This window comes from Mesorhizobium sp. WSM4847 (assembly GCF_055811335.1).
Genome location: NZ_JBVVPY010000008.1, coordinates 274,237 through 287,700, shown reverse-complemented (window position 1 = coordinate 287,700; position 13,464 = coordinate 274,237). Strand labels below are relative to the sequence as shown.

13 protein-coding genes and 1 other RNA gene are annotated in these 13,464 nt (G+C 62.8%); 7 read left to right on the top strand and 7 right to left on the bottom strand.

Features of this window, described 5'->3' with window-relative positions; translation table 11 throughout:
- The first annotated feature begins 70 nt into the window (after positions 1 to 70).
- Positions 71 to 550 (top strand): Lrp/AsnC family transcriptional regulator, encoded by a 480-nt coding sequence (locus tag AC0L28_RS14650; RefSeq protein WP_023798773.1) that lies wholly within the window; start codon positions 71 to 73, stop codon positions 548 to 550.
- A 160-nt stretch (positions 551 to 710) separates the two neighbouring features.
- Here the strand turns inward: AC0L28_RS14650 and AC0L28_RS14645 are convergent, their stop codons facing one another.
- Both AC0L28_RS14645 and AC0L28_RS14640 read right to left on the bottom strand, forming a co-directional pair.
- Complete coding sequence (locus AC0L28_RS14645; RefSeq protein WP_287173462.1) at positions 711 to 908, bottom strand: hypothetical protein; 198 nt, start codon at positions 906 to 908, stop codon at positions 711 to 713.
- Positions 909 to 1,029: 121 nt separating this feature from the next.
- Positions 1,030 to 1,536, bottom strand: a complete 507-nt coding sequence (locus tag AC0L28_RS14640; RefSeq protein WP_287282163.1) for a thioesterase family protein — start codon at positions 1,534 to 1,536, stop codon at positions 1,030 to 1,032.
- 201 nt (positions 1,537 to 1,737) lie between these two features.
- On the opposite strand from AC0L28_RS14640, the gene AC0L28_RS14635 reads away from it, so the two are divergent.
- A complete protein-coding gene (locus AC0L28_RS14635; RefSeq protein WP_473478234.1) occupies positions 1,738 to 3,150 on the top strand; it encodes an FAD-binding oxidoreductase in 1,413 nt (470 codons plus the stop codon).
- A gap of 94 nt (positions 3,151 to 3,244) precedes the next feature.
- The gene (locus AC0L28_RS14630; protein WP_473478231.1) at positions 3,245 to 7,243 is read left to right on the top strand and encodes an AsmA family protein; all 3,999 of its coding nucleotides are present in this window, start codon (positions 3,245 to 3,247) and stop codon (positions 7,241 to 7,243) included.
- Between the two features lie 20 nt (positions 7,244 to 7,263).
- On the opposite strand, the gene AC0L28_RS14625 is transcribed toward AC0L28_RS14630, so the two are convergent.
- From AC0L28_RS14625 to AC0L28_RS14610, 4 genes are all read right to left on the bottom strand, one after another.
- Positions 7,264 to 7,491, bottom strand: a complete 228-nt coding sequence (locus AC0L28_RS14625) for a ribbon-helix-helix domain-containing protein (protein WP_023798778.1) — start codon at positions 7,489 to 7,491, stop codon at positions 7,264 to 7,266.
- 20 nt (positions 7,492 to 7,511) lie between these two features.
- Complete coding sequence (locus AC0L28_RS14620) at positions 7,512 to 7,757, bottom strand: DUF4169 family protein (protein ID WP_023798779.1); 246 nt, start codon at positions 7,755 to 7,757, stop codon at positions 7,512 to 7,514.
- 18 nt (positions 7,758 to 7,775) lie between these two features.
- Positions 7,776 to 8,309: an SspB family protein gene (locus AC0L28_RS14615; protein ID WP_023798780.1), complete on the bottom strand. Its 534-nt coding sequence runs from the start codon at positions 8,307 to 8,309 to the stop codon at positions 7,776 to 7,778.
- Positions 8,310 to 8,427: 118 nt separating this feature from the next.
- Positions 8,428 to 9,117, bottom strand: coding sequence for a TetR/AcrR family transcriptional regulator (locus tag AC0L28_RS14610; protein WP_023798781.1), 690 nt, complete (start codon positions 9,115 to 9,117; stop codon positions 8,428 to 8,430).
- A gap of 153 nt (positions 9,118 to 9,270) precedes the next feature.
- Between AC0L28_RS14610 and AC0L28_RS14605 the strand changes: the two genes are divergently transcribed.
- A complete protein-coding gene (locus AC0L28_RS14605) occupies positions 9,271 to 10,476 on the top strand; it encodes a multidrug effflux MFS transporter (RefSeq protein ID WP_287228234.1) in 1,206 nt (401 codons plus the stop codon).
- 148 nt (positions 10,477 to 10,624) lie between these two features.
- Here AC0L28_RS14605 and ssrA read toward each other — a convergent pair.
- Positions 10,625 to 10,981: a transfer-messenger RNA gene (gene ssrA, locus AC0L28_RS14600) on the bottom strand.
- A gap of 171 nt (positions 10,982 to 11,152) precedes the next feature.
- Here ssrA and AC0L28_RS14595 point away from each other — a divergent pair.
- From AC0L28_RS14595 to modA, 3 genes are all read left to right on the top strand, one after another.
- Positions 11,153 to 11,464, top strand: a complete 312-nt coding sequence (locus AC0L28_RS14595) for a DUF2853 family protein (protein ID WP_473478228.1) — start codon at positions 11,153 to 11,155, stop codon at positions 11,462 to 11,464.
- Between the two features lie 199 nt (positions 11,465 to 11,663).
- Entirely contained in the window at positions 11,664 to 12,458 is a 795-nt protein-coding gene (locus AC0L28_RS14590) for a thymidylate synthase (protein WP_023798784.1), read from the top strand.
- 201 nt (positions 12,459 to 12,659) lie between these two features.
- Positions 12,660 to 13,454, top strand: a complete 795-nt coding sequence (gene modA / locus AC0L28_RS14585; protein ID WP_473478225.1) for a molybdate ABC transporter substrate-binding protein — start codon at positions 12,660 to 12,662, stop codon at positions 13,452 to 13,454.
- Positions 13,455 to 13,464: the final 10 nt, after the last annotated feature.

The following is a 13,464-nucleotide window of genomic DNA, read 5'->3' as shown; positions in this document are numbered from 1 at the left end:
TTTTACCTGTTTATATGGGTAACGGCCAGGCCAAAGAGATAATTTGTTCTCCTAAACAAATGAGTTTTTCCTGAAACGCCTTCGAAACGAAAATGTTGATCTGGATGCGGCGGATCTGAAAATCCTGCGCCTGCTGGAAAAGGATGCGCGCACCAGCACCGCTGAACTGGCGCGCTCGGTCGGCCTGTCGGCGCCGAGCGTGGCCGAACGCATCAAGCGGCTGCACGAGAGCGGCGTGATCGAGGCCTACACTGTTCGGATCAACCCGGCCGCGCTCGGCATGAAGCTGTCGGCATGGCTGCGGATCAGGCCGGTGCCCGGGCAGTTGGCTGCGGTCGCCGAGATCATCCGCGACTTGCCGGAAATCGCCCAGTGCGATCGGGTGACCGGCGAGGACTGTTTCATCGCGCTGGCGCATGTCGGTTCGGTGGCCGAACTCGAACGGGTGATCGACCGCATCATTCCGTTTGCGATGACCAACACCGCAATCATCCAGTCGTCGCCGGTGGTGGCGCGTTCGCCGCTGGCGGCAGTGAAGCAGCCGCCGTGATGCTGAAGGGCGAGTGAGCATTTGTCAGCAAGGCACCATTGGCAAAGCTGCCGATCTCCACCGCAAGGGGGAGAGCGGACTTCGCTTCGGCTTTCGCCAACGACCGACGTTGGAAGGCAAGCGGGGCGGGGCAACCGGAAAGTATTTCTTTCCGCACCGGTCAGGCGTGGCCGCGCTTTATCCGCGCTTGCTTCAGGATGGCGCGCCAGCGGATCATGGCGAAAGGGATCGGCTCGTTGTTGTTGGCGATGGTAAAAATTTCGTAGTTGAGGTTCTTCAGCGATCGCCAGAAATCGTAGTCGCTGATGCGTGGATCGGCCGCCAGCTTGTCCGCCTCGACCTTGATATCGGTTTTCATGCAATTTCCCCGAACCGCTTCAGCCCCCGCCGCCAGTATCGCAATGCGGACGGTTTTCGAACACCCGGCTGAGTCGTTCAACGCCTCAATTCGGCTTGTTCACGTTAAAACCTTGGTAAGGTTAACGGCGGTCTGACTGCGGCTCAAGCGTCTTGCGACGAATACCGATCGAACGGCCGGCGCGCTCAGGCATCGGCAGCGCCGCATGGGCGGCGCGCATGACTTCGACCTTGGCCAGGACATCGGCCGGGAAGGGCGCCACCTTCGGTCCGGACATATCGACATGCAGCGACAATGATTCGGACGTGGCAGCGAGCCAGCCGTCGACATGGCGGATTTCCTGGTAGGCTCTCAGCCGCTTGTCGTCATGGTCGAGGAGTTGGAACGAGACATCGACCTTGTGGTCGAGATGTAGCTCCCTGATATAGCAGACATGGACTTCCGCCGTGTAGATGGTCAGCCGGCGCTGCTTCGCATAGTCCGGCCCCATCCCCATCATTTCGAACGCTTCGTCGGAACAGCGGTCGAACAGCACGTTGTAATAGGCCATGTTGAGATGGCCGTTATAGTCGATCCAGTCTTTTTCGATGGCCATGGGAGCAGAGGCGAAGGGGGCGGCGGTGGACATCGAAAACTTCCTTCTGGCTGGACAGGACGTGGTCGGGGAGACTAGAGCGACGTGCGTCCAATTGGACGCACAAAGTACGCTCTAGCACATTGAATCTTCGCATCGTGCTTTCCGAAAATCGATTTCGATTTTCGGGCCGATGCGATAGGCATCCATAAGTCCATAACAAGGGTGGACGCTGGTCCATTCGCGGAGGAATAGATGGCTCTGAGCGACCTCAATCCGGTCGAGCGCAACGAAGAAGGCATCGCCGCGGTGCTCGGCATCCTCAAGCAGCGGCTCGGCGAACGGTTCCAGACCGGCCAGGCGATCCGCACCCAGCACGCGCATACCATCACCTACATTCCAACCCAGGCGCCGGATGGCGTGGCGTTTCCAGAGACGACACCGGAGGTGCAGGAGATCGTGTCGGCCTGCGCCGCGCACCGCGTGCCGGTGATCGCCTTCGGCGTCGGCTCTTCGCTGGAGGGCCACACCAACGCGCCGGGTGGCGGCATTTCTGTCGATACGTCGCGGATGAACCGCATCCTCGCGGTCAACCCGCAGGATCTCGATTGCACGGTTGAGCCCGGTGTGACGCGCGAGGATCTCAACCGGCACCTGCGCGACACCGGCCTGTTCTTTCCGATCGATCCGGGCGCCAATGCGTCGCTCGGCGGCATGGCGGCGACGCGGGCGTCGGGCACCAATGCGGTGCGCTACGGCACGATGCGCGAGAATGTGTTGTCGCTGACGGCGGTAATGGCCGACGGCGAAACGGTGACGACCGGCAAGCGCGCAAAAAAGAGCTCGGCCGGCTACGATCTGACGCGGCTCCTGATCGGCTCCGAAGGCACGCTCGGCATCATCACCCAGCTGACGCTTAAGCTGCAGGGCATTCCGCAGGCGATTTCCGGCGGCGTCTGTCCGTTTCCCAGCGTCGAGGCGGCCTGCAATGCGGTGATCGCGACAATCCAGATGGGCATTCCGGTGGCGCGCATCGAACTGGTCAATGCGCTGCAGATGCGGGCGATGAAGAGCTATTCGAAACTCGACTATCCCGAAAGCCCGTGCCTGTTCGTCGAATTCCATGGCAGTGATGCCGGCGTTGCCGAGCAGGCCGAAACCTTCGGCACGATCGCCGAAGAATATGGCGGCGGACCATTCCTGTGGACCAGTGTCGCCGAGGAGCGGACGAAGCTGTGGAAGGCCAGGCACGACGCCTATTGGTCGTCGCTGACGCTGCGGCCGGGCGCCAAGGGGCTGTCGACCGACGTCTGCGTGCCGATCTCGCGCTTTGCCGAATGCGTCACGCAAACCGAAGCCGACATCGCCGAGATGGGGCTGATCGCGCCGATTGTCGGCCATGCCGGTGACGGCAATTTCCATGTGCTGGTGCTGATGGACGCGGACGATCCGAAGGAAATCAAGCAGACGGAAGAGTTTGTCGCGCGGCTGAACATGCGGGCGATCGGCATGGATGGAACCTGCACCGGCGAGCACGGCATCGGACAAGGCAAGATCGGCTTCCTGCGCCATGAACTCGGCCACAGCGTCGACATCATGCGCACGATCAAGCAGGCGCTTGATCCACAGAACATAATGAACCCTGGGAAGATACTGCCGACCGACTAAAGTCTTTTGCTCTTGGGGCGATCGATTTGCCTCTTTATCGACACGCTGATGCGGGTAGAGTGCGGCTGATTTTCAATCGACTGCTTGGGGGTTGATGCTCGCACGTTTGTTCGTGTTCTTCGGTGGCTTTTTCGTGCTGGTGCTGTGTGCGGCGCTGGTGGTGCCGTATTTTATCGACTGGACGGGCTACCGGGCCGATTTCGAGCGCGAGGCGAGCGCCATTCTGGGCCGCAAGGTCACCGTTCAGGGCGATGCAACGGCGAAATTGCTGCCGTTTCCCTCCGTGACCTTCTCGAATGTCACTGTCGCCGGCGGCCCCGGCGGCCGGCCGGCAATGACCGTCGAGACCTTTTCGATGGATGCCGAACTGGCGCCCTTCCTGAGCGGCGAGGTGCTGATCTTCGACATGCGGCTGGTGCGGCCGAAGGCGACGATCGACATTGCCGCCGACGGCACGGTCGACTGGGCGATACGCCCGTCCTCGCCCTACGATCCCAGCCAGATCTCGATCGAGAAGCTGACGGTGACCGACGGAGAGATCGCGCTGCGCCATGCCGCCGGCGGCCGCAGCCATCGTCTTTCCGAGATCAATTCGACAATCTCTGCCAGATCGCTGGCCGGACCCTGGCGGATGGATGGTTCGCTGCGGCTCGACGGCCTGCGCAGCACGGTCGTCGTCTCCACCGGCAAGGCCAGTGGCGACGGACAGTTGCGGCTCAGGCTCAAGGCCGATCCAGACGCCTATCCGCTGGTCATCGAAGCGGATGGCAATGCCGGCATTGTCGATGGGGCCGCGATCTATTCGGGCCAGTTTAGGGTCACAAGCTCTGACAGGAATGGCGCCGACAAGCGTTTGCCGCAGCTTGACGGCACCGACGGTGAGAAGGCCAGCGCCGGCAAGCCGGAACCGGGGTTCAGATTGAACGGCAAGTTCTCGCTAGACCACCGGAAGCTTGGCGTCGACGAATTCCGCTTCGAGACCGGGCCACTCGACAATCCCTACACCGCCGACGGCAAGGCTGCCGTCGACCTTGGGCCGAACCCTCGCTTTTCAATCGAGGCCGATGGCGCTCAGGTGCAGTTCGATGAAGCCGTCGGCGCCGCGACCGGACTGACGCTGTCCGAGCGCGTCGCGGCGTTGGAGCAGGCGCTGCTCGCCCTGCCCAAGCCGACCATACCGGGCACCGTCGAGGTGAAGCTGCCGGCGGTGGTGGCCGGCGACACGACGGTTCGTGACGTGCGCCTTTCGGCCGAGCCGGCCGATGCCGGCTGGTCGGTGAAGTCGCTGGGCGCGACGCTCCCGGGCCGCGCCAGGCTGGAAGCAAACGGCATGCTCAGTCTCGAGGATCAGTTCGGCTTCAGCGGTTCGCTGCTTCTGGCCGTGGGGCAGCCTTCCGGCTTCGCCGCCTGGCTGTCGAAGGATGTCGACGAGGCGATCCGCCGGCTTCCGGCCGCCGGCTTCAAGGCCAAGGTCGACCTGTCCGGGAACCGCCAGGCCTTCAGCGACCTCGAACTCGTTCTCGGCAAGGCGAAATTTTCCGGCCGCATCGATTCCAGCCAGGGCGAAGACGCCAGGCCGTCGGTGCTGATGCGGCTCGACGGCGGCGAGCTCGACGTCGACGGGCTCGCCGCCTTCGCCTCGATCTTCATCAGTGACAAGGGCGCCAACCGATTTTCCGACCGCGACCTCGATTTCCAGATCAAGGCCGGGCCGGTCAGCGCCGGCGGACTGACCGCCGATACGGTCGATACGGCGCTCAGGCTGCGCGACGGGCTGCTTGAAATCGACCGGCTCTCGGTCGGCGGACTTGCCGGCGCCTCGATCAGCGCCACCGGCCGGATCAAGGATTTCCCAGCGAGCCCGACCGGCAAGCTCGATGCCTCGGTGGTCGCCGTCGATCTCAAGCCGTTGGTCGATGTCGCGGCGAAGCACTATCCCGACAATGCCGTGCTGAAAGGGCTGGCGGGGCGTGTCGCCGCATATCCCGAGCTGTTGCAGAATGCGCGCATCGATCTGGTGACAAGTGCCGCCGCCAATGGCGACGGCACGACGGGACTGGCGGTCAGCGCGCAAGGCAGGGCAGGCGGCTCGGCGTTTTCAGCATCGCTGTCCGGCAAAGGACTGGCCGATCGGCTTCTCGAGGCGCCGGTGTCGTTGACCTTCAACGCCAGGAATACCGACGCCACCGCGCTTCTGGCGCTTTACGGCCTGCCGGCGCTGCCGCTCGGCATGCTTGGCGAGGCGACTACTGATGTTTCGGCGAAAGGCACGCTTGGCGGCGGCATGGCGACGAGCTTCAACCTGACCGGCGACGATTTCAAAGCCGGTTTCGACGGGACGATCGCCAGCGCGCCACAAGGCGCCACCGCCAAGGGCAAGATCAGCCTGGAAGCCGCCGATATCGAGCCGTGGCTGATGACGACAGGCGTCGGACTGCCGGGCCTGGGGACAGGCATGTCGACTTGGCTTGCGGCCGACGCCGACTTCGGCAACGGCCGTCTGGTGCTGTCCAGCCTCAGCGGCGCCATCAACGAGGCTGCGGTTTCCGGCGACCTCAATGTCGGCGTCGCCGACGGGCTGCCGCATCTTGCCGGCGCGCTGGCGCTCGATGATCTGGATCTCGACCCGATGGCGGTGGCAGTGTTTGGCGACCAGGCCTTTCTGGGCTCCGGCAAGGCTTGGCCGGCCGCCCCATTCAGCCAGAAACCCATCCTGCCGTTCACCGCCGAACTCGAGTTGACCACGGCGTCGCTGGTCGCCGGCCCGTTGGCCACGGCCTATGACGCGGCGCTTTCGCTGAAGCTCGACCACGAAGGCATCCGCGTTTCGGACCTCAAGGCAAAGTTCGCCGGCGGCGCGCTTTCCGGACTGTTCGAGCTGAAGAACAATGACGGCACCGGGTTTTTCTCCGGCCAGCTGAAACTTGCCGGCGCCGATCTGGCCACCGTGCTGCCAGAGACTGGCATCAGCGGAGCCGGCGATTTCTCGGCGGCGCTCTCGACCAGTGGCAAATCGGTCGATGCGATGGTTGCGGCGTTGTCCGGTTCCGGCACGGCGGCGCTGAAAGGCTTGACCATTGCCGGCGTCAATCCCGCCGCCTTTGGCGCCTTCATCGCCAAGGCCGACGCCATTGGGCGCGATATCGACGCGGCCAAGACCGCCGGCTTCGCGCCGCAGATCGCCGCGGACGGCAGTTTTCCGGCTGGGGATGCCGACATCGCCTTCACAATCGCTGGTGGCACGCTGAGGGCGCCGCCGGTCAATCTTGAAAATCCGGCGGCGACGCTGTCGGCCGACATCATGGCGGACCTGAAGGCCAGCATGGTCGCTGCCATTGGTTCGATCACTTATCAGCCGGGCGACGAAGCGCTGGTCGGCTCCGATCCGACCGTGAATTTCAGCGTTGACGGGCCGTTCGGCGCCGCGAAGCGGCGGTTCGACAGTGAGCCGCTGGCGCAGTTCCTGACCCAGCGCGCGCTGGAAAAGGAGCAGCAGCGGGTCGAGGCGATGCAGGCAGCGCTGCTTGAAAAGCAGCGGTTGCGGCGCGAGGTGCGTTACTACGCGGCCCTGCAAGCCGAGCGCGACAGGGCAGCCGAAGAATTGCGCAAGCAGCAGGAGGCGGCGCGGCTGAAAGCCGAGGCAGATGCCAGGGCGAAAGCCGAAGCCGAGGCAAAGGCTAAAGCCGAAGCGGAGGCGAAGGCCAAGGCGGATGCGCAGGCGAGGGCTGAAGCCGAGGCTAAAGCCGAAGCCGAGGCGCAGGCGAAGGCTGAAGCCGAGGCCAAGGCTAAGGCGGATGCCGAAGCGAGAGCCAAGGCGGCGCAAAAAGCGGCGGACGAGGCGGCGAAGGCCGAGGAACAGCGACGTCGGAAAGCGGAAGAGGCGAGGCGGGCGGAAGAGGCGAGGCGGATCGCTGCGGAACAAAAGGCAAGGCTCGACGCCGAGCGCAGGGCCGCCGCCGAGCAGGCGCAGAAAATCGAGCGGGCGCGTCAGCCGCCGACCAATGACAACCCGCCGCCATCAGGATCCGCGCCAAAACCCACGCTTGAACCCTCGTCGATCGACAATCTGCTGAAGTCGCTCGGCGGCGGATAGCCCCTAGCTAACCATCCGGGCTAGACCGGTTTCATCCCTCGCTTCGCCCAATCCAGGACGTAGAGCCTGAGCGCCGAGGACAGGTTGGCATCGCGCGGCCGGGCCTCGTCGATTTCGGCGACGAGGGCGGCGAGAGTCAGTTTGCGTGCGGCGGCGATGGCGACGAGATCGTCGAAAAACGGCTTTTCGAGCGAATAGCTGGTGCGATGGCCGCGTATGGTCACCGAGCGTTTCTCGACCGGGCTCACCGGACCTGACTCATTTCACTTCAGGCATCGGACTTGTCCGAAAACCCCGCCGCATTTTTCGGTCTGACTTCAGGGCAATCCGCATCGCCCGAGGTTTCGCGGCGATGGCCGGCGACAAACCTTTCTGCCTTGTCGGCGATCGAACGGTCACGCTCCCGGTCGGCCTTGGAGCGGCCGTACAGCGCCCGGTTCTGTTCGGCCAGGCGCTCCTGCTCGGCTCGTGCCTTCTGCTTGCGGGCCTGGCGGAGGTTGACGATGTCGGCCATGTCGCGCGGCCCGTCGGATCACTTCTTGCGGAAGGCGTCGAGCGATACCACTTCGGCGCCCTTGGCGGCGGCGTCGGCTGCGGCCGGCTTCTTTTCGGCCTCAGCGGTCTTCTTCTTCTCGGGCTTTTTCTCGGCGACGACCGCCAGCGGTTCGGAAGCGGGCTTGCCGGTCAATTCTCCTTCTGCCGAGGTTTCCGTCTTCACGTCGAATTCGAGCTCGAAATTGACGGACGGGTCGTAAAAGCCGCGCACGGCCGAGAACGGGATTTCCAGCTTTTCCGGCACGTCGGAGAAAGACAGCCCGACCTCGAAGCCGGTGTCGGTCACCTTCAGGTCCCAATACTGGAACTGGATGACGATGGTCATCTGTTCGGGATAGCGCTCCCGCAAGCGGGAAGACACGCGCACGCCGGGGGCGCCGGTCAGGAAAGTGATGAAGAAATGATGGTTGCCGGGGAGGCCGGTGCGCGCGACTTCGGCCAGGACCTTGCGCATGACGCCGCGCAGTGCCTCCTGGGCCAGAATGTCGTAGCGAATGTGGTCGTCGGCCATGTCGCTGTCGGGTTCCGTTGAATCGTCCGCATAGCTGTAATCAAGCTTGAGCGCGGCGTAAACCGGATATACATGCCGGCAGCACAGATGCGAGAGGGCATGCCTCAGATTTTATCGCTTAGGCGCCAGCGAGCGCGCTGTGCTTTTGCGCATCGGCCGCCGGCTGCCGCTTGGCGAAGGCGCGCAGGAAGGTGCGCACGCCATGTGTCGCGGATTGCAGCACTTCATCATCGGTCGGCGTGCCGCCGAGCATGAAGGTCGTCTGCAATTCGGCATTGGCGAGGGCCTGGAACTGGCGCGCCGCGACATCGGGGTCCTCGATGTCGAGGAAACCGGCATGGGCGAGGCGGGCGAAACGGGCGGCGATCGCCGGCCATGTCCTGCCCGGTCCCAGTTCGCGCCATTCGGCAAACAGCTCGGGATAGCGCTCGCCCTCGGTCTGGATCAGCTTGCGCAGGAACTTTCCGTCGCGGCTGCAGATACAGTTGCGGGTCATGCGCACGGCGAAGGCGATCAGATCGGCCTCGAGATCCTTCGGCTGGTCGGGAAAGGTTGAAATGGTGGCGAAGATGCCGGCATTGCAGCGCTCGGTGAGGTCGCGGACGATGGCGACGAAGAGTTTCTCCTTGTCGCCATGGTGATTGTAGATCGTCTGGCGCGACACGCCGGCCTCGGCGGCAATCATGTCGATATTGGCGCCGGCGAAGCTTTCGCGGCAGAACACCTCGCCGGCAGCGTCCATGATCGAGGCGCGCTTTGCCTCATGGCCGCGTGGCGGGATGCTGTCAGGAGAAACGTCGTGCTTCATGAAAACTATATATAGGTGATTGACGAATTAGACAAGAGTGTCTAAATTTATGGACTTAGATTTAGAGGAATTCCCCCTGCAGGAATTCCACGGGATGGGACGTCCCAGGATTACACGCCGGTCGGCAAACCAGATTGAAAGAAGCCCGCTATCATGAATCCCCAATTCCTCCGCATCGCGGTTGTGCTCGGCCTGTTGTCGGCCATCGGTCCGTTCGCCATCGACATGTATCTTCCGGCGCTGCCTTCGATCGGCGCAGATCTGCAGGCCAGCACCGCAGCCGTGCAGATGAGCTTGCTGATCTTCTTTCTGTCCATGGGTTTTGGCCAGATCGTCGTCGGACCGATCTCCGACATGGTCGGGCGCAAGCTGCCGCTCTATGGCGGCCTCGCCCTGTTCATGGTCGGCGGCATCGGCTCGGCGCTGGCGCCCTCGGTCGAATGGCTGATCGCCTTCCGTTTCCTGCAAGGGCTCGGCGCCAGTGCAGGCATGGCGGTGCCGCGCGCCATCGTGCGTGACCTGCACACCGGCACCGAAGCTGCCAAGCTGATGTCGCTCCTGATGCTGGTGTTTTCGGTGTCGCCGATCCTGGCGCCGCTGACCGGCAGCGTCATTATCGAGAATTTCGGCTGGCGTGCCGTGTTCTGGACGGTGACCGGTGGGGCGGTGCTCGCCACCATCCTGCTGGCGACCTCGCTGAAGGAGACGCGGCCGGTCGAGGCGCGTGCAGGCAGTTCGTTCGGCACCGCGCTGTCGGCCTATCGCTTCCTGATCGGCGACCGCAACTTCCTTGGCCTGGCGGCCATCGGCGGCTTCGGGCTGGCGAGCTTCTTCGTCTATCTGTCGAGCTCCTCCTTCATCCTGATAGAACACTACGGGCTGTCGCCGTCGGTCTACAGCGTGTTCTTCTCGATCAACGCGGTCGCCTTCATCGGCATGTCGCAATTGACGGGAACGCTGTCCGAAAGGTTCGGGCTGAGGCCGGTGGTGCGCGTCGCGGTGGTCGGCTATGCGACGACGATGGTGGTGCTGTTCGCGGTGATGGCGTCCGGCGTCGATCGGCTCGACGTCATGGCGGCGCTGCTGTTCGTCGGCTACGGGTTCCTCGGCCTGGTGATCCCTGCGACTTCGGTGCTGGCCATGGAGGAGCATGGCGCGATCGCCGGCACGGCCTCGGCACTGATGGGCACCCTGCACTTCGCCATCGGCGCGGTCGCCATGGGCATCGCCGGGGTGTTCTTCGACGGCACGCCGCTGCCTATGGTGGCCGGCATCATGCTTTGCGCGGTGATCTCGTTCACGCTGGCCAAGGTGACGCTCGGCCGCGGACGGCAGGTTGTCGAAGCGCCGGCAGAATAGATGCTTTCCAGTGAGAGCAATGAAAAAGGCCGGGTCAGTCCCGGCCTTTTTCGCGTCTGGGCGCGGCCGCGCGGCCAGCAAGCCTGCTGCCGTCACAGTATCGAGGTGAGATGGGGATCGGAGGGAAAGTTGGAATCGAAGCAGGAGAAGTGGAGGTTTCTGTTGCCAGGTACCTCCGAACCCCGCCTAGAAGTGCGAACCACTAGGGCTTGATTTGAAGCTGTCGCACCGCTTACGCGGCGAGACGTGCTTCCGCATAGTTGTCGTTGGCAACTATAAGTTCAGCCCGATAACGGTGGTACAATGCCGGGCAAAAGTACGATCTTTACACCTTCGTCGATCCTATTTCGCCCCCAGCAAAAGCCGCTCTTCGCAGAGCGGTTTTTGGTGGAGGCGCCGGGTACCGCCCCCGGGTCCGAACGGCTTATTTCATCGCCTGTTTATCGCCATAGTCGGTCGAGCCGACGAAACAGATATAGGGACCGATCGTGAAAAATGAAAGGCCTCAATGATGCTTTGTCCGCTGTCTCAAACAGCATCGCCAAAGGCTTGACTTGTCAACGCTCTCAACCGAAGCTTTGCGGCGGTGAGGAGTTACCGACTAGCGCACATTTTGCGGCAGCGCGCCACAACCCTCATCGACTGGATCTCGTGGCGCCGACGAGGGGAAAATTTGATGGCCGATTATCTCGCAGACGTGAAGAAGTACGACGCCGCGGCGGATGCCGACGCGGTCGCCAAGATCGTGAAGCATTTGGGCATTGCGCTCAGGAATCGTGATTCCTCGCTGGTCTCCTGCACGGATCCCGACGAACTTGGTCGCGTCAAGGCCAGCTGGGTTGCCAAAAAGCTTGGCGTCGACGACGGCAGCAAGGCGGGCGCCGCCATCGAAAAGACCTGCAAGGCGATGGAGGCCGATAACACCAAGAGCCGGGTGACCTTTTATTACCTGGTTGCCAAGGAGCTGGGCAAGCTCGCCAGCCTCTGAGGATCGCATGTCAATTTGCGGATGCTGACGCGGGCAGCTCTTTCTCCCCGTCACTATACGGGGAGAATTGCCCGGCAGGGCAATGAGGGGCGGCGCAAACGAGCGGTAAGAGAAAGCGACTCTGGTGCCGTTTTGACATATTCGGCCGGCAGCCAGTCGGTTATGATTGCCTAACCCGAATCGAGCCCCCGAATCGCCGATGCGCCAATATCTCGACCTCTTGAAGCACGTGCTGGAAAACGGCGCCGATCGCGGTGACCGCACCGGCACCGGAACGCGCTCGGTGTTCGGCTACCAGATGCGCTTCGACCTCGCGCGCGGCTTTCCGGTCACCACCACCAAGAAGCTTCACCTGAAGTCGATCGTGCATGAACTTCTGTGGTTCCTGGCCGGCGACACCAATATCAAATATCTCAACGACCACGGCGTCTCGATCTGGGACGAATGGGCCGACGAGAATGGCGACCTCGGCCCGGTCTACGGCAAGCAATGGCGCTCCTGGCCGGACGGCCATGGCGGCGCCATCGACCAGATTGCCAATCTCTTGAAGGAGATACGCAAGAATCCTAATTCCCGACGGCTGATCGTTTCGGCGTGGAACCCGGCCGAAGTGGAAGCCATGGCGCTGCCACCCTGTCATTGCCTGTTCCAGTTCTATGTCTCGGAAGGCAGGCTCTCCTGCCAGCTCTACCAGCGTTCCGCCGATATCTTTCTCGGCGTGCCGTTCAACATCGCTTCCTATGCGCTGCTCACCATGATGGTGGCGCAGGTCACGGGGCTGAAGCCCGGCGATTTCGTCCATACGCTGGGCGATGCGCATCTTTATGCAAACCATTTCGAGCAGGCGCGCGAACAGTTGCAGCGCACGCCCAAGGCGCTGCCGACGCTATGGATCAATCCGGAGGTGAAGGACTTTTTTGCCTTCCGCTTCGAAGATTTCCGGCTGGAAAACTACCTCGCCGATGCGACGATCAAGGCGCCCATCGCGGTGTGAGCCGCAACATCGGGCTTTTTGCTTTGTCTCAAATTGCTCGCCGGTGCTGTGTCGTCCGCCCGCGAGCGGTGGCGGTGTCATGCAGTGCCGTCGGCGGGCTATTGGGCTAAGTCAGGCAAAAAGCCTTCCCTTGTTATATTCAGGCGGATATATCGACTGGCAGGGTCGCGCCGATCGGATTTCAAGCTCCGGGAGAGTTTCATGCTGGTGCGCAAGGGTTTCGGATTGAAGGCGGCCGCCATTGGCGGTCTTGCGATATTGATCGCCGCCATGCCGGTTGCCCATGCCGATGACAGGCTGATCGTCTTTGCCGCCGCAAGCATGAAGAACGCACTGGATGCAGTGAACACCGCCTGCGCCGCCGATGTCGGCGAGGCGGCGACCATTTCCTATGCGGCAAGCTCCGCATTGGCCAAGCAGATCGAGGGCGGCGCGCCGGCCGACGTCTTCGTCTCGGCCGATCGCGACTGGATGAACTATCTGTCCGACAAGAAGCTGACCAAGCCGGGTTCCGAAGTGAAGTTGCTCGGCAACCAGATCGTGCTGGTGGCGCCGAAGAATTCGACGGTCGAAACCAAGATCGAAAAGGGTTTTGATCTTGCCGGGCTGATCGGTGACGGCAGACTTGCCATGGGCGATTTCAAGGCGGTGCCGGCCGGCAAATATGGCAAGGCGGCGCTAGAATCGCTCGGCGTCTGGTCCTCGATCGAAGGCAAGTTGGCACAGGCCGAGAATGTACGCGCAGCGCTCAAGCTGGTGTCATTAGGCGAAGCAGCACTCGGCATCGTCTACGCCACCGACGCGCATGCCGAGCCCGGCGTCAAGGTGATCGGCACCTTCCCGCAGGATTCGCACCCGCCGATCGTCTACCCGGTTGCCCAGATCGCGGATTCGAAGCACAAGCATGCGTCGGCATTCCTAAAGTGCCTGCAATCCGCCAAGGCAGGCGACCTCTTCAAGGCGCAAGGTTTTACGGTCCTCACGCCGAGCAACTGAGGCACGCCAA